The organism is Sulfitobacter sp. (assembly GCF_039977885.1).
Lineage (GTDB): Bacteria > Pseudomonadota > Alphaproteobacteria > Rhodobacterales > Rhodobacteraceae > Sulfitobacter.
The window spans coordinates 118,828-143,198 of the sequence record NZ_JBDWCI010000009.1; the positions used below are offsets into that span (position 1 = coordinate 118,828).

23 protein-coding genes are annotated in these 24,371 nt (G+C 56.1%); 14 read left to right on the forward strand and 9 right to left on the reverse strand.

Going from position 1 to position 24,371, the window contains the following annotated elements:
* Position 1 precedes the first annotated feature (1 nt).
* The gene (locus tag ABJM03_RS07270) at positions 2-1,522 is read left to right on the forward strand and encodes a tripartite tricarboxylate transporter permease (protein WP_348416738.1); all 1,521 of its coding nucleotides are present in this window, start codon (positions 2-4) and stop codon (positions 1,520-1,522) included.
* Positions 1,506-3,095: a gamma-glutamyltransferase family protein gene (locus tag ABJM03_RS07275; protein WP_348416812.1), complete on the forward strand. Its 1,590-nt coding sequence runs from the start codon at positions 1,506-1,508 to the stop codon at positions 3,093-3,095. The genes ABJM03_RS07270 and ABJM03_RS07275 overlap by 17 nt, the downstream gene beginning before the upstream one ends.
* Before the next feature lie 6 nt (positions 3,096-3,101).
* On the opposite strand, the gene arsB is transcribed toward ABJM03_RS07275, so the two are convergent.
* Both arsB and ABJM03_RS07285 read right to left on the reverse strand, forming a co-directional pair.
* On the reverse strand, positions 3,102-4,163 hold the full coding sequence (arsB, locus tag ABJM03_RS07280) for an ACR3 family arsenite efflux transporter (protein WP_348416739.1): 1,062 nt from the start codon (positions 4,161-4,163) through the stop codon (positions 3,102-3,104).
* A gap of 75 nt (positions 4,164-4,238) precedes the next feature.
* Positions 4,239-4,571, reverse strand: coding sequence for a metalloregulator ArsR/SmtB family transcription factor (locus ABJM03_RS07285; RefSeq protein WP_348416813.1), 333 nt, complete (start codon positions 4,569-4,571; stop codon positions 4,239-4,241).
* 304 nt (positions 4,572-4,875) lie between these two features.
* Between ABJM03_RS07285 and ABJM03_RS07290 the strand changes: the two genes are divergently transcribed.
* Entirely contained in the window at positions 4,876-5,295 is a 420-nt protein-coding gene (locus ABJM03_RS07290; protein WP_348416740.1) for a hypothetical protein, read from the forward strand.
* Positions 5,296-5,624: 329 nt separating this feature from the next.
* Here the strand turns inward: ABJM03_RS07290 and ABJM03_RS07295 are convergent, their stop codons facing one another.
* Genes ABJM03_RS07295 through ABJM03_RS07305 form a run of 3 tightly spaced genes read right to left on the reverse strand, consistent with a single transcriptional unit; the run spans position 5,625 to position 7,066 of the window.
* Entirely contained in the window at positions 5,625-6,005 is a 381-nt protein-coding gene (locus ABJM03_RS07295) for a carboxymuconolactone decarboxylase family protein (protein WP_348416741.1), read from the reverse strand.
* A 10-nt stretch (positions 6,006-6,015) separates the two neighbouring features.
* Entirely contained in the window at positions 6,016-6,324 is a 309-nt protein-coding gene (locus ABJM03_RS07300; protein WP_348416742.1) for a DUF1330 domain-containing protein, read from the reverse strand.
* A complete protein-coding gene (locus ABJM03_RS07305; protein ID WP_348416743.1) occupies positions 6,317-7,066 on the reverse strand; it encodes a GntR family transcriptional regulator in 750 nt (249 codons plus the stop codon). The genes ABJM03_RS07300 and ABJM03_RS07305 overlap by 8 nt, the downstream gene beginning before the upstream one ends.
* A 56-nt stretch (positions 7,067-7,122) precedes the next feature.
* Between ABJM03_RS07305 and ABJM03_RS07310 the strand changes: the two genes are divergently transcribed.
* From ABJM03_RS07310 to ABJM03_RS07330, 5 genes are read left to right on the forward strand one after another with little or no spacing between them, the layout of a single operon-like run.
* Complete coding sequence (locus ABJM03_RS07310; protein WP_348416744.1) at positions 7,123-7,725, forward strand: amino acid synthesis family protein; 603 nt, start codon at positions 7,123-7,125, stop codon at positions 7,723-7,725.
* Positions 7,697-8,509, forward strand: coding sequence for an alpha/beta hydrolase (locus ABJM03_RS07315; protein ID WP_348416745.1), 813 nt, complete (start codon positions 7,697-7,699; stop codon positions 8,507-8,509). Before ABJM03_RS07310 ends, ABJM03_RS07315 begins: the two co-directional genes overlap by 29 nt.
* Positions 8,506-9,414: a flavin reductase gene (locus tag ABJM03_RS07320; RefSeq protein ID WP_348416746.1), complete on the forward strand. Its 909-nt coding sequence runs from the start codon at positions 8,506-8,508 to the stop codon at positions 9,412-9,414. Before ABJM03_RS07315 ends, ABJM03_RS07320 begins: the two co-directional genes overlap by 4 nt.
* 9 nt (positions 9,415-9,423) lie before the next feature.
* Complete coding sequence (locus tag ABJM03_RS07325; RefSeq protein WP_348416747.1) at positions 9,424-10,461, forward strand: LLM class flavin-dependent oxidoreductase; 1,038 nt, start codon at positions 9,424-9,426, stop codon at positions 10,459-10,461.
* A 9-nt stretch (positions 10,462-10,470) separates the two neighbouring features.
* Positions 10,471-11,937, forward strand: coding sequence for an aldehyde dehydrogenase (locus ABJM03_RS07330; RefSeq protein ID WP_348416748.1), 1,467 nt, complete (start codon positions 10,471-10,473; stop codon positions 11,935-11,937).
* An 89-nt stretch (positions 11,938-12,026) separates the two neighbouring features.
* Here ABJM03_RS07330 and ABJM03_RS07335 read toward each other — a convergent pair whose 3' ends face one another.
* Entirely contained in the window at positions 12,027-15,218 is a 3,192-nt protein-coding gene (locus tag ABJM03_RS07335; protein ID WP_348416749.1) for a transporter substrate-binding domain-containing protein, read from the reverse strand.
* A gap of 347 nt (positions 15,219-15,565) precedes the next feature.
* Between ABJM03_RS07335 and ABJM03_RS07340 the strand changes: the two genes are divergently transcribed.
* From ABJM03_RS07340 to argE, 3 genes are read left to right on the forward strand one after another with little or no spacing between them, the layout of a single operon-like run.
* On the forward strand, positions 15,566-16,939 hold the full coding sequence (locus ABJM03_RS07340; RefSeq protein ID WP_348416750.1) for an aspartate aminotransferase family protein: 1,374 nt from the start codon (positions 15,566-15,568) through the stop codon (positions 16,937-16,939).
* Positions 16,936-18,114 (forward strand): M24 family metallopeptidase, encoded by a 1,179-nt coding sequence (locus ABJM03_RS07345; protein WP_348416751.1) that lies wholly within the window; start codon positions 16,936-16,938, stop codon positions 18,112-18,114. The genes ABJM03_RS07340 and ABJM03_RS07345 overlap by 4 nt, the downstream gene beginning before the upstream one ends.
* Positions 18,115-18,118: 4 nt before the next feature.
* Positions 18,119-19,282, forward strand: a complete 1,164-nt coding sequence (gene argE / locus ABJM03_RS07350; RefSeq protein WP_348416752.1) for an acetylornithine deacetylase — start codon at positions 18,119-18,121, stop codon at positions 19,280-19,282.
* Between the two features lie 67 nt (positions 19,283-19,349).
* Here argE and ABJM03_RS07355 read toward each other — a convergent pair whose 3' ends face one another.
* Positions 19,350-19,763 carry a response regulator gene (locus tag ABJM03_RS07355; protein WP_348416753.1) on the reverse strand — a complete coding sequence of 138 codons (414 nt, stop codon included), beginning with the start codon at positions 19,761-19,763 and terminating at the stop codon, positions 19,350-19,352.
* 203 nt (positions 19,764-19,966) lie between these two features.
* Between ABJM03_RS07355 and ABJM03_RS07360 the strand changes: the two genes are divergently transcribed.
* Both ABJM03_RS07360 and ABJM03_RS07365 read left to right on the forward strand, forming a co-directional pair.
* Positions 19,967-21,937 (forward strand): ATP-binding protein, encoded by a 1,971-nt coding sequence (locus ABJM03_RS07360; protein WP_348416754.1) that lies wholly within the window; start codon positions 19,967-19,969, stop codon positions 21,935-21,937.
* Between the two features lie 26 nt (positions 21,938-21,963).
* Positions 21,964-22,353, forward strand: coding sequence for a response regulator (locus ABJM03_RS07365; RefSeq protein WP_348416755.1), 390 nt, complete (start codon positions 21,964-21,966; stop codon positions 22,351-22,353).
* A gap of 97 nt (positions 22,354-22,450) precedes the next feature.
* Here ABJM03_RS07365 and ABJM03_RS07370 read toward each other — a convergent pair whose 3' ends face one another.
* A complete protein-coding gene (locus tag ABJM03_RS07370) occupies positions 22,451-22,846 on the reverse strand; it encodes a RidA family protein (RefSeq protein WP_348416756.1) in 396 nt (131 codons plus the stop codon).
* Between the two features lie 38 nt (positions 22,847-22,884).
* Positions 22,885-23,286 (reverse strand): nuclear transport factor 2 family protein, encoded by a 402-nt coding sequence (locus ABJM03_RS07375; RefSeq protein WP_348416757.1) that lies wholly within the window; start codon positions 23,284-23,286, stop codon positions 22,885-22,887.
* Positions 23,287-23,383: 97 nt separating this feature from the next.
* On the opposite strand from ABJM03_RS07375, the gene ftrA reads away from it, so the two are divergent.
* Positions 23,384-24,367: a transcriptional regulator FtrA gene (ftrA, locus tag ABJM03_RS07380; RefSeq protein ID WP_348416758.1), complete on the forward strand. Its 984-nt coding sequence runs from the start codon at positions 23,384-23,386 to the stop codon at positions 24,365-24,367.
* Positions 24,368-24,371: the final 4 nt, after the last annotated feature.

The window sequence follows — 24,371 nt, forward strand, 5'->3', positions numbered from 1 at the left end:
CATGGCAGATTTTCTAAACGGTGCGGCGCAGGTGTTTACGCTTGCCACACTGGTTTACATGCTTGCCGGTTCTATCGCGGGCATTGTTGCGGCCGCGATCCCGGGCTTTACCGTCACCATGGCGATTGTCCTGACGCTGCCGCTGACCTTTACGATGGAGCCGTTACAGGGGATTTCCGTGATGCTGTCCGTCTATGTTGGCGGCTATACGGGCGGGCTGATCTCGGCTGCGCTTTTGGGTATTCCGGGCACGCCATCGTCGGTGGCTACCACATTTGATGCCTTTCCCATGGCGCGCAAGGGCCAGCCGGGCCGTGCGTTATCCTTGGGGGTTTGGGCATCATTCTTTGGCACCGTGATTTCCACCGTCGTTCTTATTTTCGCGGCACCGCCACTGGCGCTATTTGCCGTGCGGTTGGGCCCGTGGGAGTATTTCTCGCTGATTGTTTTTGCGCTTACGATTGTGGCCAGCCTTGTGGGGGCTTCTGTGATGCGCGGCATTCTGGCAGGGCTGATCGGGCTTGCGATTTCAACCGTGGGGCCGGACCCGATGATGGGGCGGCCACGGTTCGATTTCGGGTTTGAGATGTTACAAACCGGCCTGCCCTTTCTGGTCGTGCTGATCGGGATCTTCGCGATCTCCCAATTGGTGTCCGAAGTCGAAGACGCGAGCAATGTGCGGTCTGGCAACGCGCTGGTCACCGGCGCGATCGAGTTTTACACATGGGCCGTGATGAAAGAAGTCCTGATGCGGCCCGTGAACCTGCTGCGGTCCTCGATCATCGGCGTGTTGATCGGTGCCCTGCCCGGTGCGGGCGGCTCTATCGCCAATCTTGTGGCTTATGATCGGGCCAAGCGCGCATCAAAGAACCCCGACAGCTTTGGCACCGGCGAGCCGGACGGCATCGTCGCCTCAGAGGCGGGTAATTCCGCAACCGCGGGCGGTGGTTTGATCCCGCTGATCGGTCTGGGCATTCCCGGTTCGGCTGTAGATGCGATCCTGATGGCCTCTTTGATGGTGCACGGGATTTCTGTGGGGCCGAGGTTGATCATTGACCACGCAGATCTGGTGTACGGGATGTTCATCGCGATGGTTGTGGCCTCTTTCATGATGCTGGTCGTGTCTGTCTGTTCGATGCGATTGTTCTTGCGCGTAACCGAAGTGCCAAAATGGCTGATCGTACCGGTGGTGATGACCTGTTGTGTTGTGGGCACCTTCGCCCTGAACAACCGCGTGACTGACCTATACCTGCTCATCTTTATCGGGATCGCGGGCTATGCGCTGCGCGCGCTTGGCTACTCTCTGGCTCCGCTGGTTCTGGGCGTCATCCTTGGCCCCATTGCAGAGACAAACCTCCGCCGCGCCTTGATGACCAATGAGGACATCAGCCTGTTCTTCACCCGCCCCATCAGCGCGCTCTTTTTGCTGGCTGCCGTTGTCTCGGTTGGTTGGGCCATCCGCAGCCATCTTCAAAACAATAAGAAAACAAATGAAAGACCGTCCGATGCACCTACGTCATGATGCCGCCTACCCTTCCCGCCGTTCCCCTGTGCTGGCCGATAATGTTGTCGCCACATCGCAGCCTCTCGCCACGCAGGCAGGGCTTGCGATTTTGCAACAGGGCGGCAATGCGGTGGATGCGGCAATTGCCACCGCTGCGGCGCTCACAATTGTCGAGCCTTCCGGCTGCGGCCTTGGGTCGGATGCGTTTTGCGTCCTTTGGGACGGGCAGCAGCTGCACGGGCTGAATGCCTCGGGGCGCTCACCCACCGCATGGACGCCGGACCGTTTCGTAGGTGAAATGCCCCAGCACGGCTGGGACGCCGTGACCGTTCCCGGCATGGTTAGCGCTTGGGTCGAACTGTCCGAGAAATTCGGAAAACTGGAATTGGAAACCGTGCTGGCCCCTGCGATCCGCTATGCCGAGGAAGGGTTTATCGTATCCCCCGTGATTGGCGCGCTATGGGAAAAAGGCGCTGCGGTTTTGAAGGATCAACCCGGGTTTGCGGCAACCTTCATGCCGGGCGGTCGCGCTCCAAAAGCCGGAGAGCGTTTCCGCAACCCTGACGCGGGCAAAACATTGCGCGCCATTGCCGCCACCAAGGGGCGTGCGTTTTATGAAGGCGAGATTGCACAGGCCATCGCATCCCATGCAGCAGAAAATGGCGGCGCGATGACCGTGGCCGACCTTGCCGCGCACCGGAATGATTGGTGCGGCACGATCAGCCAGACATTTGACGATGTCGAACTGCATGAAATCCCGCCCAATGGCCAAGGCATCGCAGCCCTGATGGCCCTTGGTATGTTAGAGCACACCTCCATCCGCGACTGCGGGCCTGACGACCTTTTGGCGGTGCATTTACAGATCGAGGCGATCAAGCTGGCCTACCGCGACCTTGACGCCTATGTCGCCGACCGCGATCACATGACCGAAGTGGACGAGACCGCCTTACTGGACCCTGCATATCTCAAATCCCGCGCAGCGCTGATCGAGAATGACCGCGCTCAAGACTTTGGCGCAGGGGCCCCCAAACGGGGCGGAACCGTATTGATGAGTACCGCAGATGCGTCGGGAATGATGGTCAGTTTCATCCAGTCCAACTATGCCGGTTTTGGATCAGGTGTGGTGGTGCCGGGCACGGGAATATCCATGCAGAACCGTGGTTTTGGCTTTACCACCCAACAAGGTCATCCCAATCAGGTCGGCCCGAACAAACGCCCCTTCCACACAATTATCCCCGGCTTTGCCATGAAGAACGGCAAGCCTCTGATGGCATTTGGCATGATGGGCGGACCAATTCAGGCGCAGGGACATGTACAGCTGTTGCTACGCACGCAGCTTTGGGGACAAGACCCCCAGACGGCGGCAGACGCGCCGCGCTGGCGCGCGATCGAGGGGCTGGAAATCGCCTGCGAACCGACAATGTCAGCCGCCTTGTTGGAGGGGTTGGAAAGCCTTGGCCACGTCGTCCAGATCGAAGCGCCGGACAATGCGTTCGGATTTGGCGGCGCGCAATTGGTGCAACGCCTTGATCACGGAGGCTATGCGGCGGGATCGGATCCGCGCAAGGATGGGCAGGCTGCAGGCTATTAAGCCTGCCTACCCCTTTTGCGTGGGGAACCAGTGCTGTGTCCGGTTCGCAAAAGCCACAAGCGACAACATCACCGGCACTTCAACCAGCACACCAACAACCGTTGCCAGCGCGGCCCCCGAGCCTAGGCCAAACAGGCTGATCGCAACGGCAACGGCCAATTCAAAGAAATTGGACGTGCCGATCAGCGCACAGGGGGCTGCCACATTAAAGGGAATACCCCACGCCCGTGCAGCCCCGTAGGCGAGAAAGAAAATGCCATACGACTGGATCAGCAACGGCACAGCAATCAGGGCAATCACCAAGGGGCGGTCAAAAATCACCTCTCCCTGAAAGGCAAACAACAGGACGACGGTCACCAACAGGCCGATGATCGAAAAAGGTTGAACGCGGGATTTGAAGGCCTCTACAGCCGCCTCTCCATCTTTGGCGATCAGCCGTTGCCGCGTCAGATACCCTGCCAAAAGCGGTAGCATCACGTAAAGCCCGACCGATAACAGCAGCGTATCCCACGGCACAACGATATTGGTTGCCCCCAACAAGAACGCCACGATCGGGGCAAAGGCAAACACCATCACCACGTCATTCACGCTGACCTGCACAAGCGTATAGGTCGCATCCCCACGCGTGAGGTTGGACCAGACAAAAACCATAGCCGTGCAGGGCGCGGCCCCCAGCAGGATAACACCGGCAAGATAGGCTTGGGCATCGTCAGGCGGGATCAGGCCGGCAAAAACATAGTTGAAAAACAACACGCCCAACGCAGCCATGGTAAAAGGTTTGATAAGCCAGTTCACAACCAAGGTGACCGCCAGTCCCTTTGGCTTGTTCCCGACCTGTCGCAGCGCCGAGAAATCCACGCCCACCATCATAGGATAGACCATCGCCCATATCAGCACCGCTACCGGCAGATTGACCGAAGCAATCTCGAGCCCGGCAAGCATCTCGAAAGTGGAGGGGAAAAGATTACCAAGCACAAGCCCCGCCCCGATGGCCAGCGCCACCCAAAGGGACAACCAGCGTTCAAATGCACCCAGCCCTGCCGCTTGGGGAGTTGGTAAATCGGTCATGTTAAAATTTCCTAAGCTGTGAGAGCATCTGCCTCGGACATTGCATATGTGATGCCGGAATAGACCGGCGGCCCGTCAGTCATTGCGGACCGACGTCTTGACCAAAGGTTGGCACAGTTCCGGATGACCGCCGCAGCAATCCTCCATCAGGAACGACAATAGATCGCGGGTGCCTTCTACATCGGCAAAGTAGCGGATACTGCGCCCTTCACGTTCACTGCGGATCAGACCAGCCCGTGCGAGAACCCCAAGATTGGCCGACATGGTGTTCTGGCGCACTTCCAACGCGGCGCTGATGTCACCTGCTGTCATTCCTGCCTCGCCCACCTTGATCAAAAGACGAAACACATCAAGTCGGGTCGCCTGACTAAGGGCTGCAAAGGCATCAAGGGCGACATTATTATCCATATATCGCGATTTATAGATATATAGAGGTTTCGTCAACCCCGGCCCCCTGCACCGGAGCTGTGCAATGTGTTTTCAGGCATGGCCTCTTGCGGGGAACAGCCCCTGTAAATGCCAGATTATGCCGGTCACCATAACGTGACATGAAACCCGCACAGGCAAGCCCTATCTAAGACTTTCGATGGTGCAAAAAGCGCGGATAACCAGCGCATCCTGCACCGCCACAAGCCCGCACCCTTCCTCCCAAGGGACCTCAAAACCACCTGACCAGATACTTCTGGCTTGATTATTAAAACTGGAATTTCACGTGAAACCCAACTCTACACAAACCGCTCTGCTCTGCCTGCGGATCAGCCTCTTCCTTTTGATGATCCTCTGGGCTGTCCTCAAGATCATGAACCCCGCGTCTTATGGCGGTGCTGAAGACTCCCCCGGCATTTTCGAGAATTTCTATGGCTTTGGCACAGGCCCCGGTATCGTTCTTGCATTGGGTATCTTGCAAATCATCCTGCTTCTTGCATTTGCAGCAGGCGCGTTCAAAACAATCACCTATGGCGCGGTTGCCCTGATGAACATATCCAGCTTTCTTGTGTCACTGCCACGCATCCTTGATCCGTTTGGCGCCTACCCGAACATGCTGTTCCTTGCGTCCATCCCGATCCTTGGCGCGTCAGTCGCCCTGTTTTTGATGCGAGACGAAGACAGCTTCTTGTCGTTCAAAAAGTAGCGCCTGCGCTGGCGTATAACTACCAAGTCAAAAACAAAACCGGGCGTTTTCGTCCGGTTTTTCATTGGCCCTTGGGCAACCCTCATCTCAGTCCGGCGGCTAGACGCCGACAAAGGCGAGAGCCGCGCCGGCATTGGGTCCTGCCGTGCGGAAACTCCGGTAGCTCACGCTTTCAACGTCAACCTGAGCCACGTTATTTTTCGCGTTTGCCGCAATGGATGACGGGAATACCCCAAGCAGGCATTCGCTTTTCGGTATGAGCAACGAAAAGCACAAAGATAAGCTTACCTGTATGAACTACACGATAGCCTTCAAGCCAAACAGCCCGATCATTCCTGCTCAAACACCCTCTTGGCGGCTCTGAAACATTCCACCCCCTGCGGAACACCGCAGTAGATCGCAATCACATGGATGATTGCACGAATTTCTTCTCTGGTGACGCCATTCGTGATCGCACCGCGGCAGTGCAGCTCCCACTCCGACATTTTGCCTAAGGCCCCGAGCATCGAGAGGTTCATCATCGACCGTGTTTTCGCATCAATCACGTCATCGCCCCAGCCAAATCCCCAGCACCACGCGGTCATCGCTTCCTGGAACGGTCTCGTGAAATCATCGGCAGCGGCAAGGTTGTTTTCTACATATTCAGCCCCCAGCGTCGCCTTGCGCTGCGCCAAGCCCTTGAGAAACAGGTCTTCGTCGAATGTGTCCATGTCAGTGTCCTTAAGAAGGGGTGTCGTCCAAAGGCAAGCCTTCGACAATCACTATATTTGCCGTGCAGGCCGCCTCGCGGTGGCTGCGGGCCTGTTGGTATTCGGGCGAGTTGTAGCAGGCGCGCGCCTGATCCTTGCTCTCGAACTCGATGATCACGTGGCGTTCAAAACACGGCCCCTCAAGAGTCTCGGCCTCCCCGCCGCGCGCTAAAAAGCGGGCGTTGTATTTGGCAAAAGCTGCAGGCGCGTGGCGCTGATACCCCGCATAGCGGTCGGGGTCTGTCACCGTGACAAACGCAATCCAGTATCCTTTAGCCATTGTCGCCCTCCACCGGTGTATCCTGCAAAAACCGGCTCGCCACTTTGGCCGCGTCCGCAAGATGGTCTTGGACCGCTTGTTGCGTGCGCTGCACATCGCCACTCAGGATGGCGTCATGGATCGCGATCATGTGGCTCATCCCTGCGCGTTCGCGGGATTTGTCAGCGATTGTAAGCGTGCGCAGTCTGCTGATCCGCCCGTTCAGCCGCTGAACAACCTCCCAAGCAATGCTATGGCCTGCCTCGACAAAGATGAGTTCGTAAAAATGGGTCGTGGCCTCTAAAAAATCGCGCCATTCCGTGTCGTTCACTTTGCTTTGCAAAGTGGCCAGCGCGGCTGTCAGTTTCGGCCCGAAATCCTCACCCTGCGATTCCGCGCAGGCGCATGCCGCAGCCCCCTCCAGCTGGCGACGGATATCATAGACCTGTTTGGCCTGATCCCAGCTGAGCGTGGCCACGATTGGACCACGGTTCGGGATGATCTCGACCAGCCCCTCCGCCTCCAGATAGCGGATTGTCTCGCGCACAACTGTCCGGCTTACGCCGAGCTGCTCACATAATGGGCGCTCAACCAGACGGGAACCGGGCGCAAATTGGCCGCTTAAAATGGCCTCTCTGAGCCTGTTTTGCACAATATCCCGCAATGTTTGCGGCGCTTTGTCGATTTTTTCGAGCAGCAATTCAGTGTTTTCCATGATCCCAAGCATAGCCGAAGCAATCCGGTTGAACAACATGATTGACATATTGTCTGATGGTATACCATGATCCAGACAAATCGAAATTCCAAGGAACTGCCGTCATGCCAGCTGAAATTCGCAAAACACTTTTACACGTCGAGAACACCTTGATCGAAGGCGGCAAAACCGCCGAAACGCCGTTGAAAATGATCGCGGCGATTGCGGTGATCCGTAACCCTTGGGCGGGGCGTGGGTTTGTCGAAGACTTGGGGCCGGAAATCAGTGACTGCGGCTCTGGTCTTGGTGCCTTGCTGACCGAGATGGTGCTGGATGCGGCCGGCGGCGGCGATAAGGTCGAAGGCTACGGCAAGGCCGGTATCGTGGGTATGAACGGCGAGGTCGAGCATGCTTCGGCCCTGATCCACACGCTGCATTTCGGCAACCACTACCGCAACGCGGTTGGTGCGAAATCCTACCTGTCGTTTTGCAACACACGCGGCCCTGCGAATGCGCCGTTGATGATCCCCTTGATGGATAAAAACGATGGGGGGCGGCGGTCGCATTATCTGACCATCCAGACCTCTGTGGCCGATGCACCAGCGGCGGATGAAATCCTGATCGCCCTGGGTGCCTCCATTGGTGGCCGTCCGCATCACCGTATCGGCGATCGGTACCAAGACCTGAAGGAGCTGGGGCATGACGTTGACAACCCTGCGTCTGTCTAACTCGGGCCATACAGTTGCCCTGCGCGATCATGGCGCAGGCGCGCCTGTGTTGCTGATCCACGGCGTAGGCATGCAGTCGGCCGCATGGGCACCGCAAATCGACGCGTTGTACAAAACCCACCGCGTGATTGCCGTGGACATGCCCGGCCACGGGGACAGCAGCCCTCTGGCGGCGGGCAGTGATTTGGGCGCGTTCGTTGCGTGGTGCCGCGATGTTGTCGATACTTTGGATCTGGGCCCTGTCAACATTGCAGGCCACTCCATGGGTGCCTTGATCGCGGGTGGCTTTGCCGTGACACATCCCGAACTGACCACGCGCGTTTGCCTGATCAACGGTGTCTACCGCCGCGATGCCGCTGCACGTGCGGCAGTTGTGGCCCGCGCAGAACAGATTAAGGCGGGTGAGGTCGATCTGGAAACGCCCCTATCGCGCTGGTTTGGCGATAGTGCTGTTGATGTCGCCGCCCGTGCGCAGGTCGCGGGTTGGCTGGGTGCCGTTGATCTGAATGGCTATGCCACCGCCTATAGCGCCTTTGCGCAGGGCGATGCGACCTATGCGGCGCAATATGCCCAGATCACATGCCCCTTTATGGCCCTCACAGGCAGCGACGACCCCAATTCAACGCCAGCGATGTCACGGGCCATGGTCGCGCAGGCCTCGGACGGCCACGCAGTTGTCATCGAAGGGCACCGCCACATGGTCACGCTCACCGCGCCGCACGTCGCAAACGCCCATCTGGCTGCATGGCTGGCCATGCCCCCCGCCCCAAAGGAGCTGCAATGACACCGCTTGACCCCCGCGACCTGCGCAATGCCTTTGGCAGCTTTATGACAGGCGTCACGGTTGTAACCGCATATGGCAAAGACGGTGCCCCTATCGGCTTTACGGCGAATTCCTTTACATCCGTATCTTTGGACCCGCCGATGGTGCTGGTCTGCTTGGCCAAGACGTCCAAAAATTACGATGCATTGGTCGCGGCACAAGGGTTTGCGGTGAACATCCTTGCCGAGACGCAGATTGACATCTCCAACACTTTTGCCCGCCCCGTCGAGGACCGCTTTGCCACCGTCGATTGGCAAAACGGCCCCCATGGATCGCCCGTTATCGCGGATGTGTCGGCTTGGTTCGACTGCGCGATGCACAAAACCGTGGAGGCAGGCGACCACGTTATTCTGATCGGCACTGTCATGGCCTTTGACCAAACCGCAAACCCCGGGCTTGGTTATGCCAGCGGTGCCTATGTGACCCCCGCCATGTCCGCCGAGGCACTGGCCCAGAACAGCAATCTGGTGGTGTCTGCCGTGATTGAACGCAACGGCGAGGTGCTGCTGGTGGATGATGGCAATGGCGGTCTGGCCCTGCCCGAAACTGTTGTGAAAGACCAAGGCACAACCGCCGCCGTGCAAAGCCTGATTGATGCGGCGGGCCTGACAGCGCAACCCGGCTTTATCTATTCCATTTTCGAGGATGCGGGCCGCAACCGCCAGAATATCGCGTTTTTATGCTCTGCCGCGCAGGGCGCGCCGACACGCGGTGTCTTTGTGCCGCTGACCAAAACCGCGCTCGATGATGTTTCTGATCCCGCTATTCTTACCATGCTGGAACGGCTGGGCCGCGAAGCCTCCATCGGCAGTTTCGGCATCTATTACGGCACCCAAAACAGCGGCGAAGTCCGCCCGATAGCATAGGAGAACCACATGCGATTTTCACTTTTCGCCCATATGGAGCGGACCTCTCATGCGCAGGACCAGCAAGACCTCTATCATGAATTTGTGGCCCTCGCGAAGATTGCAGATGAGGGCGGGATGCATACGGTTTGGACCGGCGAGCATCACGGCATGGATTTCACCATTGCGCCCAACCCCTTTCTGAACCTTGTCGATCTGGCGCGCCAGACCAAGAACATTCGCCTTGGGACCGGAACAATCATCGCGCCCTTCTGGCACCCCATCCGGTTGGCGGGCGAAGCTGCCATGACAGATATTATCGTGGATGGGCGGCTTGAGCTGGGGATTGCCCGCGGTGCCTATAGCTATGAATATGAACGTGTCGTTCCGGGTATGGATGCATGGGATGCGGGCCAGCGGATGCGCGAACTGATCCCCGCCGTGCAAGGGTTGTGGCAAGGCGATTATACACAGGAAGGCACCTATCATAGCTTCCCGAAAACCACCTCCTCTCCCAAACCGATCCAGAAAAACGGCCCGCCCATCTGGGTCGCGGCACGTGACCCCAACAGCCATGAATTCGCCATCGCCAACGGCTGCCATGTGCAGGTGACGCCCTTGTGGCAAGGCGACGCCGAGATCACCAATCTGATTGAAACCTTCAACACCGCCTGCACCAAATTCCCTGATGTGCCGCGCCCCAATATCATGCTGCTCAACCACACATATATCGCCGAGGATGCCGAGGACGCGCAGCGCGCAGCGGAAGAAATCAATCGCTTCTACTGCTATTTCGGCGCATGGTTCAAAAACGAACGCCCCGTATCCCAAGGCCTGATCGCCGAGCTGTCGGAGGAAGAAATCGCCGCGCATCCGTTTTATTCTGCCGAAGCTGTGCTGCGCGACAAGGTGATTGCCACGCCCCAAGATGCGATCGCGCGGATCAAAACCTATGAGGCCCTTGGCTATGACGAATATTCATTCTGGATCGACAGCGGCATGAGCTTTGAGCGCAAAAAAGCCTCGCTTGAGCGGTTCATAACAGACGTCATGCCAGCCTTCGCATAAGGAAAACCCATGCAGCAGTTTCAACAGTATATCGGCGGTGCGTTCTCAAACGGCAGCGCCCAATTCGAGAGCCGCGACCCCGCGACAGGCAACGTCTGGGCCATGATGCCTGAGGCACGCGCAGCGGATGTCAACGCCGCCGTTGACGCGGCCCATGAGGCGTTTTTTGATCCCGCTTGGGCAAATATGACAGCCTCCGCACGGGGGAAACTCCTATACCGTTTGGCCGATCTGATTGCCGAGAATGCACAGACTTTAGCCCATATCGAGACACGCGATACCGGCAAGATCATCCGCGAAACATCGGCCCAGATTGCCTATGTGGCCGAGTATTACCGTTATTACGCGGGGCTGGCAGATAAGATCGAAGGCGCGCATTTGCCCATCGACAAGCCCGATATGGAGGTCTGGCTACGCCGTGAACCCGTGGGCGTGGTTGCCGCCATTGTGCCGTGGAATTCGCAGCTGTTCCTGTCAGCGGTAAAGATCGGGCCTGCGTTGGCTGCTGGCTGCACCGTGGTGCTCAAAGCCTCGGAAGAGGCCCCTGCCCCGATGTTGGAATTTGCCCGCATCTTTGATCAGGCGGGTTTTCCGGCTGGCGTTTTGAACGTCATCACAGGTTTCGGCGCAGACTGCGGCGCGGTGCTGACCGCCCACCCTAAGGTGGATCATATTGCCTTTACCGGCGGGCCTGATACGGCGCGACACATCGTGCGCAATTCAGCAGAGAACCTCGCCTCGACCTCGCTTGAGTTGGGTGGGAAATCACCCTTCATCGTGTTTGACGATGCCGATATTGAAAGTGCCGTGAACGCGCAGATCTCGGGGATTTTTGCCGCAACCGGTCAAAGCTGTGTCGCCGGATCGCGGTTGATTATCTCGAACAAGATCAAAGATACTTTCCTTGCCCGCCTGAAAGAAAAGGCCGAAGCGGTGGTGATCGGCTCTCCCGATGACATGGATACCGAGATCGGTCCGCTGTGCACCCAAGGGCAACTGACAACAGCCGTCGATCTTGTGGTGGCCTCAGAGGCCGCAGGCGCGCGCATCATCACGGGCGGCAAAGCGATTGACCGCGACGGGCAGTATTTCGCGCCGACAATCATTGATTGCACAGATGCACCAGATGCACCTTGCCTCACGTCCGAATTCTTTGGCCCTGTTCTATCAGTCGTTGGCTTTGACACCGAAGCGCAGGCCTTGCAGCTCGCCAATGATACCGCGTTTGGCCTTGCCTCGGGTGTCTTTACCAAAGACCTCACCCGCGCCCACCGCATGATACGCGGCATCCGCGCGGGCATCGTCTGGGTCAACACATACCGCGCCGTCAGTCCCATCGCCCCTTTTGGCGGGCACGGCCTGTCCGGTCATGGCCGCGAAGGCGGCATGCAGGCCGCGCTCGACTATACGAAAATCAAGGCCGTCTGGCTGCGCACCAGCGACGATCCAATTCCCGATCCCTTTGTGATGAGGTAACCGCGGAGGATCCGGGTTCAGAAATCCAAGGGCACCCCGCAATGCCGGACGACGGCAAAAAAGGCTTTTGCCCATCAGATACTCACAGCTCATGCGCGCAAATGCTTGGTATCCTCCAAACGTCGAGAGATGATCTCCAATAGCTCGTCCTTTGGGACGGGTTTCATCAACCGAACGTCTTCCGGTTGCAAACCATTACCCAGAACAGTGGCTTCGGCAGCGTAACCCGACAAAAAGATAATCGGCAGGTTCGGCTGCAATGGCCGAACTGCCTTGGCCAGCCCCGTACCTTGCAACGTGCCGGGCATAACAATGTCGGTCACCAAAAGGTCGAACTTTGCCTCTGTATGGAACAATTCCAGTGCAGCATCACCCGAGCTGGCCGTGACCACAGTGTAGCCTGCTCCTTTCAGGATGCCTTCCAGCACTTTGCGGACGCTTTTGTCATCCTCGGCAAGAAGTATTCTTGCATTGCGACCGGGCGGTGCAACAGGTTTCGGCTCTTCGTGTGATGGTGACAATGTCGTGTCCGTAGTGGCCGGGAAATACAGCTTGAATGTCGTTCCCACGCCCTCCTCCGAATAGACCTGCACAGTCCCGCCCGACTGCTTCACAAAACCCTGCACCATAGACAAACCCACACCAGACCCCTCGCCCGGGCCTTTGGTAGTAAAGAAAGGCTCAAATAGGCGTTCAAGGTTCTGCTTGCTAATGCCAGCACCCGTATCACTTACCGCGAGCATGACATAACGACCAACGGCGAGCTCTTCGTCACGGAAATCGACGTATGCTTCATCAATGCGCAAATTGGCGGTTTGGATTGTTAACTGCCCCATTCCTTCCATCGCATCCCGCGCATTCACGATCAGGTTCAAAAGGGCGCTTTCCAAAGAAGAGCGATCCAGTTCGACGGGCCAGACACCTGCCAACAAGGATGTCTCAACAGTAATTGATTCAGGAAGCGCGCGCCTCATCCAGCTTTGCGCATCCAGAACAACAGAATTCAGATCAAGAACTTCAACCTCGAGTCTCGATTGCCTGGAAAAGGCGAGCAGGTTCTTCGTCAGATTGGCACCGCGTCTTGTCGCGGCAAGCCCCGCATCAATCAGCTCGTTATGCATCGGATCAATCTTGGAGTCCTTCATAAGCTCCAGATTACCCATTATGATTGCCAGCAGATTGTTAAAGTCGTGTGCGACACCGCCCGTCAGCCGACCAATCGCGCTCATCCGGCCATTGCGCAAACTTTCTTTGCGCTGGCGTTCATATTCGGTCACATCATTCAGAATAATCACGGTTCCGATTTCGCTAGAAGCATCCAGCGGGATCGCGGAGCTCGAGATGCGAATATGCTTTGGCTTTTTGGAATTCTCTCTGTGAAACTGGTATAATTCGCCGTCTATATTGCTGTTTTCCAAAGCAATACGGAACGGACAATCCTCTTCTTTCAAAGGAATACCTGTCTCGTTGATCGCAAAAAATGAATTTCCCAAATCCTGCGGCCAGTTATAGTTGTCCGGAATTTCGAACAAATCTCGTGCGCGAGGGTTCATCATGGCGACCTTGCCATCACGGCTTAGAACCACCACACCATTGCTTGAAGCTTCCATGACGGCCTGCAAGCGAAGGCTCAGATCAACAGCTTCACGCCGCGCGGTTTCGGCTTGTTGGTTTGCATGTTTCTCGCGCCGCCGCGCACGCTCGCTGGCCAAGAACGCGATGAGCAACCCAAACACCAGAACACCAAGCGTGGCGAGCACCCCGCCAAGGTAACGCAGCCTTGTTTCGGTCCAAAATGCGGGGCGGCCATAGTATTTCTCTCTCAGCTCCGCAAATTCGGGCGAGAGCAGGTAGCTTGGCAATTCGTCATTGAGGCGTTCGCGAATCTGACCAAGCCCGAACCGAAGAGAAATAGCGCGATCCGCGGAAAACACAGCCTCCGCCAGCTCGCTCACTTTTGCACCATCCCCTTGTTGATTTGCCAATTTCAGCAAATGGGTCCGCAGCATCAATCCCGCATCGACCTGCTTGCCGAGCAAACCCTCAAGCAGTTCTTCAGGAGAAGCAAAGCGCTTTACCACAAGTGTAGGATCACGCTGCGCCTGTATATCAGAAAAGCTCCCCGCGAGGACACCAACAGTCTTACCGGAAATATCCGCAGGCGTTAATATACGGTCGGCATCCTCGCTGCGGATTGTCGCCAAAATCTGGAGGTTTCCGGCGGGGAGCGTTTGATCCATGATCTTTGTCCGCTTCGGGGAAATTCCGAGTGACGGAATGATATCGACGCCTGCAGCGGTTGGCCCTTGAACCATCAATTCAGCCGGAACCATTTTGAATTCATATTTCAACCCGACCCGGTCGGCGACTTCGCGAAAAATATCGACAGTGTAGCCGCTCGGTTCACCAGCTTCATCCAGCATATAACTTGGGGAAAACCCCGACGTATCTCCGTCTTCCGCTAGCATGTCAGGAAAGGCCACGGTCAGGACTTCGGGGGCCGGCTTGTAAATTTCTACGTTGTTTTCATCAAGAAGCGCAGCCAGTGTGCCATCTGCCTTCATGCGCTCGATGGTAGCATTGATTTGGCCTAGAATATCTGCACGTGAACGGTGAAGCACCACAACGCGATCAATGAGGCTCAACGGCTCGCCGACCGGTACAATCAGATGATCAATTCTTGCCTTATGCAGCAAATAGCTCGCTGCTTCTTCAGGGTAGACGAAAGCATCATAGTCGCCTGACAACACCCCAATCACCCCCGAGCCCAGACTTGAGGAACTCACGGCGAAGTTGCGCTGCAAAAGCCCGTCTACTTCCGGTGTCATCACTCCGGGCACATAGCTAATAATTATGCCTGAAACGGTTTCCAGATCCCAATCCTTCGCATTGTCTGCGTTGGCAAATATGCGATTTTGTGTGCGCCCTATGGGCACCGAAAAAAGGTTATTTGCCTCAAGAGCTGTGAATGCCGCCGCGCCGGCAATCATATCTGTCTCGCCAGCGTTCTGGGCACGAATAACGTCCCCTACTGTCCGGTATTTTTTAATGATCAGTTCATGACCAATTTCATCGGCAATCAGCTTTGCGAATTCGATAAAGAAGCCCGCCTCGCCACCATCTTCGCCCATCTGCCAAACCGGCGGTGAATGAACCCAGCCAACGGTAAGAGTCGGAGTGTCGGATTGGCTCCGAGAAGGACCAACGCTCGCAAGTAAAACAGCAATACCCAACAAAGCGATATGGAATAACCGACCGCCTGCCAAAACTTTTATTTTCAAACGCAGAGTACTGCCTCCAACAAATTAACCTAAGCTTATTCGCTCTTTTCTAGATTGTATATCATACCGGCGCACCGATTGGACCGACACCACACAACGATGCCTAATGCCCTAAAGGCTGCTTTTCTAAGCAATAGGCGCATCAGTGATAGGTTCCCGTCATTTTTTAGTTTTCATTAAATACAATCTTTCTTAATGTTTTATTACCTCGGCAATAAAGGCATTGTGCGCTGCTGCTTTGGTGAGCGGAGCTAACCGCCCTTTAATGAGGTCCAATAGACCTCTGCGCGCATTTGGCTCCATTCATGTAATTTCGATCCGCCCGGATCAAACCAAGGAGCCTATTGATGCTGCACAATGACAAACTGGAAGAATGGGACCGCGACAATTTCTTTCATGCCTCCACCCATCTGGCGGAATTCGCGCGGGGGAATGTACCCCAACGCATCATCAAAGGCGGGACCGGCTGCCATATCGAGGACCGGGACGGAAACCGGATGCTCGATGCCTTTGCCGGGCTCTATTGCGTAAACGCAGGCTATGGCCGAACAGAAATTGTCGAAGCGATCGCGGATCAGGCACGGGAGCTGGCCTATTACCACTCTTATGTCGGTCACGGGACCGAGGCCTCTATCACACTTGCAAAAATGGTTCTGGACCGCGCGCCTGATCACATGTCCAAGGTGTATTTCGGGCTGTCGGGGTCAGACGCCAATGAAACCAACATCAAGCTTATCTGGTATTACAACAACATCCTCGGTCGGCCGGAGAAGAAAAAGATAATATCGCGCTGGCGTGGCTATCACGGTTCCGGCCTTATGACGGGATCACTCACGGGGCTGGAGCTGTTTCATAAGAAGTTCGACCTGCCGTTGGCGCAAGTTCTCCACACCCAAGCCCCCGACTACTTCCGGCGTGCCGACCTTGGCCAGTCGGAGAGCGATTTTGTAGCTCATTGTGTTGCCGAGCTGGAGGCCATGATCGACCGTGAGGGCGCAAACACTATCGCCGCCTTCATCGGAGAGCCGGTTCTGGGCACAGGCGGTATTGTCCCGCCGCCCGCAGGATATTGGCCTGCCATTCAGGCGGTTCTGGATCGACACGACATCCTTCTTGTTGCCGATGAGGTCGTCACCGGCTTTGGCAGGCTCGGCTCGATGTTCGGCTCTGACTTCTACGGGATGAAGCCCGATCTGATTACCATCGCCAAGGGGTTGACCTCTGCATACGCGCCGCTGTCCGGCTCTATCGTGTCAAAGAAGATGTGGCGCGTGCTGGAAAAGGGAACCGACGAAAACGGCCCCATCGGTCACGGCTGGACCTATTCGGCGCACCCTATCGGGGCGGCCGCCGGGGTTGCGAACCTGGCTTTGATTGACAAGCTGCAGCTGGTCGAGAATGCAGGCACGGTCGGCGCGCTGCTGAATGCGAAGATGCGCGATGCGTTCAATGATCATCCACAGGTCGGCGATGTGCGTGGCGAAGGCATGCTTTGCGCAGTTGAATTTGTGAAAGACAAAACCGACCGTATCTTCCATGATCCCGCGGATAAGATCGGGCCGCAAATCGCGGCAAAGCTTCTTGAGCAGGACAGCATCATCGCGCGCGCTATGCCACAAGGTGATATCCTTGGCTTCGCTCCGCCCTTCTGCCTGTCGTCCGAGGAAGTCGACCAAATTGTCACCGCGACCATGCGGGCTGTTAAATCGGTGCTGGGATGACGAGCGCGCCCTTTAGTCGGGGCGAATACGACCGCCGGCTTGCATCGACCCGCGCAGCGATGCAGGCGGCGGGGCTGGATGCACTGTTCGTCACCGACCCCTCGAACCAAGCATGGCTGACCGGCTATGACGGCTGGTCCTTCTATGTGCATCAGGGCGTTATCATCCCCCCCTCAGGAGAGCCAATCTGGTGGGGGCGCCATATGGATATGCTGGGCGGTCGGCGCACGTGCTGGATGGCACAGGACAACATTCTCGGCTACGGCGACCACTATGTGCAGTCGACGCAGGTTCACCCGATGCAGGATCTGGCCCAAACCCTAAAAGAGCGGGGGCTGGATCGTGGGCGGATCGGCGTCGAGATGGAGAATTATTACTATTCGGCCAAAGCGCATGAGGTCTTGTCTACCGAACTCTCCTCGACGCGGTTGATCGATGCAACAGGCCTTGTGAACTGGCAACGCCTCGTGAAATCCGACGCGGAAATCGGTTTTATCCGCAAGGCAGCGCGCATTTCGGAAAAGGTCACGCAGGTTGCGTTGGAACGTGCTGAACCCGGTGTGCGCAAGAACGATCTGGTCGCGGATATCATACATGCGGGGATCACGGGCATTGGCGATGATTGGGGCGACTATCCCGCAATTGTGCCCCTGACCCCATCAGGGCTGGACGCGACCGCGGCCCATCTGACGTGGGATGGAACACCGATGCGCGCGGGCGAGGCAACCTTCTTTGAGCTTTCGGGCTGTTATCGCCGCTATCACGCGCCCCTTTGCCGTACTATCTATCTGGGCACGCCTCCTGACGAGATGCGGCGCGCGGAAGCCGCGCAGATCGAAGGCATCGCCGCCGGGCTGGAGGCCGCACGCGCGGGCAATCGCACCTGCGATATCGCCAATGCCTTTATGGCGATCATGGCAAAACACGGCATCGAACGCAGCGGGCGGATGGGGTATCCCGTCGGCCTGAGCTATCCGCCCGACTGGGGCGAGCGCACCGCCTCGATCCGCAACGAGGATGAAACCGTCCTTCAACCGGGCATGGTCTTTCATTTCATGCCTGCCCTCTGGATGGACAGTTGGGGGCTTGAGACGACCGAGACAATCGTGATCGCACCCGAGGGCCCCGCGCAACCTCTGTGCGACATTGAGCGCAAGCTCTTCGTAAAGGCCTGATCCCGTGCTCGATAAAACGATCGACATTCTGGGAGACCTGATCGCTTTCCCCACGGTCTCGGCCGTCAGCAACCTTGCGATGATCGACTACCTTGCCCAGCGCCTTGAAGACTGCGGCGCCAAGGTGCATCTCATGCATGATCCCGGCGGGACAAAGGCAAATATGTTCGCAACGCTCGGGCCGGAAGAAAACGGCGGGATTTTGTTATCCGGTCACAGCGATGTGGTGCCGGTGACCGATCAACACTGGTCAAGCGACCCGTTCCGGATGACCCGGCGCGGCAACCGCCTTTACGGACGTGGCAGTTGTGACATGAAGGGGTTCATCGCCGCCGCGGTTGCCATGGCCCCGACTTTTGCGCAGGCCCGCAAGAGCCGCCCCCTGCATTTTGCCTTTACCTATGACGAAGAGGTCGGCTGCATCGGTGCGGGTCACCTTGTTCGGTCTCTCGGCGCGCTGGGGATCAAACCCAGCGTTGCAATCATCGGCGAGCCCACGCAGATGCGGATCATCGAAGGGCACAAAGGATGCTACGAATACACAACAAGGTTTCAGGGCCTCGAGGGTCATGGCTCTGCGCCTGATCTTGGTGTGAACGCTGTCGAATACGCCGCGCGCTATGTCTCGTTCTTGCTGGACCTAAAGGACCAGTTGCGCAGCATGTCCCCGCCAGAAAGCCCCTTCGATCCACCATGGACGACGGTGAATGTCGGTGCCATGTCCGGCGGCACTGTTCATAACGTCATTGCGTCAAAGGCGCAGGTAGACTGGGAAATGCGCCCAATCAGCAAAACAGACGCCGATTTTGTGAAACTGCATCTGGACGGGTATTGCCGCGACGTGCTGCTGCCCAGCATGAAAGCCGCCTTTCCCGGCGCAAGCATCGAAACCGAAGTTGTCGGCGAAGTCGACGGGCTGGTGCCGGTTCTGGAGAATGAAGCGCGCCGTATTGTGGCCGCCCTGACAGGGTCGAACAAAGTCGGCGTTGTGCCATTCGGCACCGAAGCCGGTATCTTTCAGAACATCGGTATGGACGTAGTGGTCTGTGGTCCCGGATCCATCGAACAGGCCCATAAGGCCGACGAATTCATCGAGGTGGATCAGTTGGAAAAATGCCTCGCAATGCTATCAAAACTTGCTGAAAGCTCCGGCGGCAAAACCTGCTGAGCTTTGGCCAGTCTGCGCGCCCAGCTTATTCCAAAAGGATCGTAGGCCGGATCGTTCGGGCGACTGTTCACCCCAAGGGAAGGCCGTCATTTCGTATGGCCTGTGGCGGCTGCGGTTCGGGAAGGGTGCTTTTAAAGTGTGAGAATATTGCCTGCAGCTCGCGAAAATCAATTGGCTTGCGCAATACCCACGACGCGTTTCGGGATAGGTTGAACAACTCACCGCTGGGATATTTGTTGCTACCGGTCAAATAGATGATCTCGGCATCAGGGCAACGGTAACCGGCAAGGTCGGCAACCTGAATGGACTCTGCGTGTCCGATCATGAGGTCCAGCAATAAAAGGTCGGGGCTCACTTCATTCAGGATATCGCAAGCTGCGGAAATATCACTGGCCGCATAAACAATGTGCCCGCCGTCTTCCAGAACCTGGGAAAGCCCAAACCGGAGAGCCGGATCATCTTCAAGAACGAGAACCTTCAACTTTAATTCTCCAGGTTGAGGAAAGTTGCCGGAACATTGCGCTTCATGGTTAAGGAACCGTAAACGCCCAGAAAAGCAAATGATCTTTGACGCTGCGGATTCCTTAACAATATGTTAATCAATTCGTGAATACGAATATCCTAGCAGAAAGCTGATAAATCATACGCATGTACGACGCAGGCTGGGTAAGAGGTATTTTTACGTTGGAACACACCCTGGCACAGCTAAAGCTGCTCGACTGTCCTGCCACAGAAGACTTTGACCGCCTTACCCGTCTGGCAGCCAAGATGCTTTCCGTACCAGTGGCCCTTGTGTCGGTCATTGACCATGATCAAGACAGGCAGTTTTTCACAAGCGAAAAGGGCTTGGGCGAACCATGGGCAAGCCTGAGGCAGACACCGCTGTCTCATTCATTCTGCAAACATGTCGTCGCCGATGGCAAACCTCTAGTGGTCGAAGATGCCAAGAACCATCAACTCGTGAGCGATAATCCGGCCATCCCCGATATGAACATCGCCGCATATCTGGGCATTCCGGTCACAGCACCTGACGGCGCGGTTCTTGGCACTTTATGTGCGATAGATTTCAAACCGCGCGCGTGGTCGCAGGATGATATTTCATCCCTCACAGACCTTGCCGGATCGGTGACCACCCAGATAAAATTACAAGCAACACAAAACGCGCGCGAAGACACCCAGAAAGCCGCGACACAGCTTGGCCGCGCGGTTGAGAACTCGCATCATGAAGTATTCATGTTTGAAGCCGGATCGTTCTATTTCACGACAGTGAACAAAGGCGCTCGCGAAAACCTTGGCTACAGCATGGCAGAACTCCGCACACTGACGCCCGCCAATATCAAGCCGGATTTCAGTCTGGATGACTTAAACGCCCTAGTCGAGCCGCTCAAAAAACGAAGCCTCCCAAATCTCGAATTCGAGACCAAACACCAGCGTAAAGATGGCACCATCTATCCGGTCTCCATACGGCTGGAACTCCATGACGATAGCGATATGTTTATTGCCTTTGTCGAGGATATCACAGAGCGACGAAAACTTGAGCGCGCGCTCGAAAAAGAGACCGAAAGCTTTCTGTCGTTCTTTAAATATGCGCCCGAACCGATGTCAGTGTCAGCGATGGACACAACCGTTTTGCAAGCAAACGCCGCATGTGAGCATTTATTCGGGATACCGCCTGCTGAACTAATGGGGACGAAATTCTTTACCTTCATTCCCGAAGAGCGGCGTGCAGAGGTACAAGCCGGTTTTGAGAATACCACCCCCGAAAACCCGTTCTATTCGGTATTGCTAGAACAGGTAATGAGCGGCATTCCCAAAATCGTCATATGGTCAAACGTCGTGCAATTCGAAGATGGAGAGCCCACGAAAATCTTTTCCATAGCGAATGACGTGACCGAACTTTATGCCGCGAAAACACGGGCCGAAAACAGCGCCAATGAGGCCGAGAAAGCCATGGAGGTCAGGAAAATCTTTCTGGCCAATATGAGCCACGAAGTCCGCACACCTCTCAATGCGATTATGGGCCTGTTCCAACTGATCCAGATGGCGGATGTACCGCCACGCCAGAAAAAGCAGGCCGAGGTTGGCCTTGATGCGTCGCACCATCTTTTGGCGCAGTTGGTAAACGTCTTGGAAATGTCGCGCGTTGAAGCCGATGCCGTCGAGATAGATCCGGCATCAACCGATATTCGATCTTTGGCACGGCAATGGCTGGAAACAGCCGCAGCAACGAAACACCGCCTTGGTAAATCAATCGAATTATCACTCGAGGTAGACGAGACAATACCCCTATTTGCGGTGCTCGACGAACGCCGAGTGACACAGATTGTAAATAATATGACGGACAATGCGCTCAAATTCACCAAGGAAGGCCGCGTCACAATCCAGATCGGTCATCTGGAAAACACGGACCCATCAGCGCCCCCACAATTACAGATATCTGTCTCGGATACCGGCTGTGGTATTCCCGAAAACCAACATGAAGCCATCTTTGAAAGGTTTGTGCAAATTGATGCTGCCCAAACACGCGAGAACGGCGGATCAGGGCTTGGGCTTGCGATCAGTCGCGAACTTGCCACTCTTATGGGCGGGACACTTAATATTACCTGCCCATCAACTGATGATTGCTACACCACGACCTTCTCGCTAAGATTGTAGTATTCTAGTTAAATGGAGCGTCGGAAATGACCACAGCAAAGAAGATCCTTCTCGTGGAAGATGACTACTTCACCCGCTTCATGATGCAAGAAATCATCGATACTTTGGGTATCGAAGTTGATATCGCAAAGGATGGCCAAGAAGGCTGTGACCGATTGGACCAAAGTCCCGAAGACTATGCTTTGGTCCTCATGGACATTCACATGCCCAATTTATCCGGTATTGATGCAACTCAAATAATTCGGAAAAAAACCAACGACCCTCCGCGAAACATCGCAATTATCGCCGTAACGGCTGATGTGCAATATCATGACAAAGTGGCCGTGACCAAACATGGTATGGATGGTTTTATTGCCAAGCCAATCACCGCAGGTGAGCTGAATAGCTTGATTGACCAATACTGCAGAGCCGCCTGATCTGCACCCAACGGCATACCGGCCGGGTGCAGAATGGGCGTGACCACAAGGATTGCCCCAATAGGTCCCAACGCCATTCGTCGACAGATTTTTAAAATCAAGCCGCTGCTGTCGCTTCGACCTCGAACAACAGACCCGGGATCGCCAGCCTGCTTACCCCTAAAAGCGTCATAGGGGGCGCGGACTGGATAGGGCCAAAGCGCATGCCGAAAAGATCGAAGTTCTTGAGCACCTCATCCACATCAGTTGCAAACACGCCAAGCCGGATGATGTTGCTCAGATCCATATCCGCACCTGATAAAACCGCTTCAAGGTTGTCCAAGGCAAGGCCTATCTGACCTCGCATATCGCCCAGATGCTGCGGATTACCTTCGCCATCGACCGAAGTTTGCCCCGCGCAAATCAATTGCCGCTGCGCGCCTTCAATAACTTCGCCTTGATTATAGCCAAGGTTAAGCGACCAGTTCCATGGGTTGACAGGTGTCCGTTGCATTGTGTCAGTCTCCTATTTTTGAAAATTTCAGGGTGGGATCATGCAGCCTGTTGATCGGCATTTCCTGCCTCGACTGTGCTTTCCAGATGCCAGATTTTTGAAACGATCTGCCAGCCGTCTGCACCTTTTACAAAACCCAAGTGATCAACAAACACACTCTCATGTGCCTGAATGCGAATTTTGACCGTGGCACTCACGGGAGAAAGATAATCGACCATCAAAATTTCGGCGATGCGGGGCTGCCCCCTGCTGGCCGGAGATGAGCGGCCTGCCACGTCACGGCCAAAGCTTTCGATGGGTTCAACAAAAACCGATCCATTATCAGCATCAAACAGGCTCGATTGCGGATGGAAGACAGCATTCAATTTTTCGGTGTCGCAGTGATGGATCGCATCGAAATATGTGTCGATGGCGGTGATCAGCTCGTTCAGCGGGGTCATGTCTTATCTCCGGTTTCTGATGATGTGGCGAACTTGCCAGCAAACGAAAAATCGCGATACTGGCATAAATGACAATATACGGTCGGATTCAGCCAATATGAAAAAACCCGCCTCTCCTCCTGAAAAAAGCCCCTTGGTTTGCGCAATTGCATACGATGGTCTGTGCACGTTTGAATTCGGCATCGCAGTTGAACTCTTCGCGTTGCCCCGACCCGAATTTGAAAACTGGTACCGTTTCGCCACCGTAAAGGCCGAGCACGGCCCAATCCGTGCGACAGGCGGCATCACGATTGAGGCTGATGGTGATCTTGAACTATTGGAAGATGCCAGCTTGATCATCGTGCCGGGTTGGCGTGGTGCCTACACCCCTGTTCCCGAACCCCTATGTGCAGCTTTGCGCGCAGCTTATGACCGTGGCGCACGGATTGCATCAATCTGTTCAGGCGTCTTTGTACTGGCAGCCTCAGGGTTATTGAGCGGAAAATCGGCAACAACCCATTGGCGTTATACCGACCTGCTGGCGAAAAGGTTTCCCGACGTGACCGTTGATCCGGATGTCTTATTTGTGGAAGGTGACCGCGTTTTCACCTCTGCGGGTTCGGCTGCGGGACTTGATCTGGGCTTGCATATTATACGTCAGGATTACGGTGCGCAGGTTGCGGCATCCGTGGCGCGCCGCCTTGTGTTGCCGGCGCAGCGCGATGGCGGGCAACGTCAATTTGTACCCCGCCCCGAACCCAAAGCCCGCGCCGGTTCCAGCTTGGCCCAGCTACAGGACCGCATCCGCGCCACAATCAATGAAAGCTGGCCCTTGGAGCGCATGGCCCGCGTGGCGGCGACCAGTGGCCGGACCCTCACACGCCGGTTTAACGAAGAAACGGGAACAACGCCGTCGAGCTGGCTCAAGCTTGAGCGCGTGTCGCGGGCGGCCGAGCTGCTCGAAGATGGTACGATTCCGTTGTCTGACGTTTGGGAGGTCTGCGGTTTTGGTTCGGCCGAAACTTTCCGGCGGGAGTTTCGAAAAATGATGGGCGTCCCGCCGGTGCGATACCGTGAACGGTTGGGGGCGCCCGCCATCTAGACCG

Bases quoted from the DNA above. Each gene is read 5' to 3' on its own strand.
- ABJM03_RS07315 (WP_348416745.1), top strand. From the start codon at position 7,697: ATGACGTTGACAACCCTGCGTCTGTCTAACTCGGGCCATACAGTTGCC.
- ABJM03_RS07330 (WP_348416748.1), top strand. From the start codon at position 10,471: ATGCAGCAGTTTCAACAGTATATCGGCGGTGCGTTCTCAAACGGCAGC.
- ABJM03_RS07275 (WP_348416812.1), top strand. From the start codon at position 1,506: ATGCACCTACGTCATGATGCCGCCTACCCTTCCCGCCGTTCCCCTGTG.
- ABJM03_RS07295 (WP_348416741.1), bottom strand. From the start codon at position 6,005: ATGGACACATTCGACGAAGACCTGTTTCTCAAGGGCTTGGCGCAGCGC.
- arsB (WP_348416739.1), bottom strand. From the start codon at position 4,163: ATGACCGATTTACCAACTCCCCAAGCGGCAGGGCTGGGTGCATTTGAA.
- ABJM03_RS07365 (WP_348416755.1), top strand. From the start codon at position 21,964: ATGACCACAGCAAAGAAGATCCTTCTCGTGGAAGATGACTACTTCACC.
- ABJM03_RS07320 (WP_348416746.1), top strand. From the start codon at position 8,506: ATGACACCGCTTGACCCCCGCGACCTGCGCAATGCCTTTGGCAGCTTT.
- ABJM03_RS07375 (WP_348416757.1), bottom strand. From the start codon at position 23,286: ATGACCCCGCTGAACGAGCTGATCACCGCCATCGACACATATTTCGAT.
- ABJM03_RS07285 (WP_348416813.1), bottom strand. From the start codon at position 4,571: ATGGATAATAATGTCGCCCTTGATGCCTTTGCAGCCCTTAGTCAGGCG.
- ABJM03_RS07300 (WP_348416742.1), bottom strand. From the start codon at position 6,324: ATGGCTAAAGGATACTGGATTGCGTTTGTCACGGTGACAGACCCCGAC.
- ABJM03_RS07270 (WP_348416738.1), top strand. From the start codon at position 2: ATGGCAGATTTTCTAAACGGTGCGGCGCAGGTGTTTACGCTTGCCACA.
- ABJM03_RS07310 (WP_348416744.1), top strand. From the start codon at position 7,123: ATGCCAGCTGAAATTCGCAAAACACTTTTACACGTCGAGAACACCTTG.
- ABJM03_RS07325 (WP_348416747.1), top strand. From the start codon at position 9,424: ATGCGATTTTCACTTTTCGCCCATATGGAGCGGACCTCTCATGCGCAG.
- ftrA (WP_348416758.1), top strand. From the start codon at position 23,384: ATGAAAAAACCCGCCTCTCCTCCTGAAAAAAGCCCCTTGGTTTGCGCA.
- ABJM03_RS07370 (WP_348416756.1), bottom strand. From the start codon at position 22,846: ATGCAACGGACACCTGTCAACCCATGGAACTGGTCGCTTAACCTTGGC.
- ABJM03_RS07345 (WP_348416751.1), top strand. From the start codon at position 16,936: ATGACGAGCGCGCCCTTTAGTCGGGGCGAATACGACCGCCGGCTTGCA.
- ABJM03_RS07305 (WP_348416743.1), bottom strand. From the start codon at position 7,066: ATGTCAATCATGTTGTTCAACCGGATTGCTTCGGCTATGCTTGGGATC.
- ABJM03_RS07340 (WP_348416750.1), top strand. From the start codon at position 15,566: ATGCTGCACAATGACAAACTGGAAGAATGGGACCGCGACAATTTCTTT.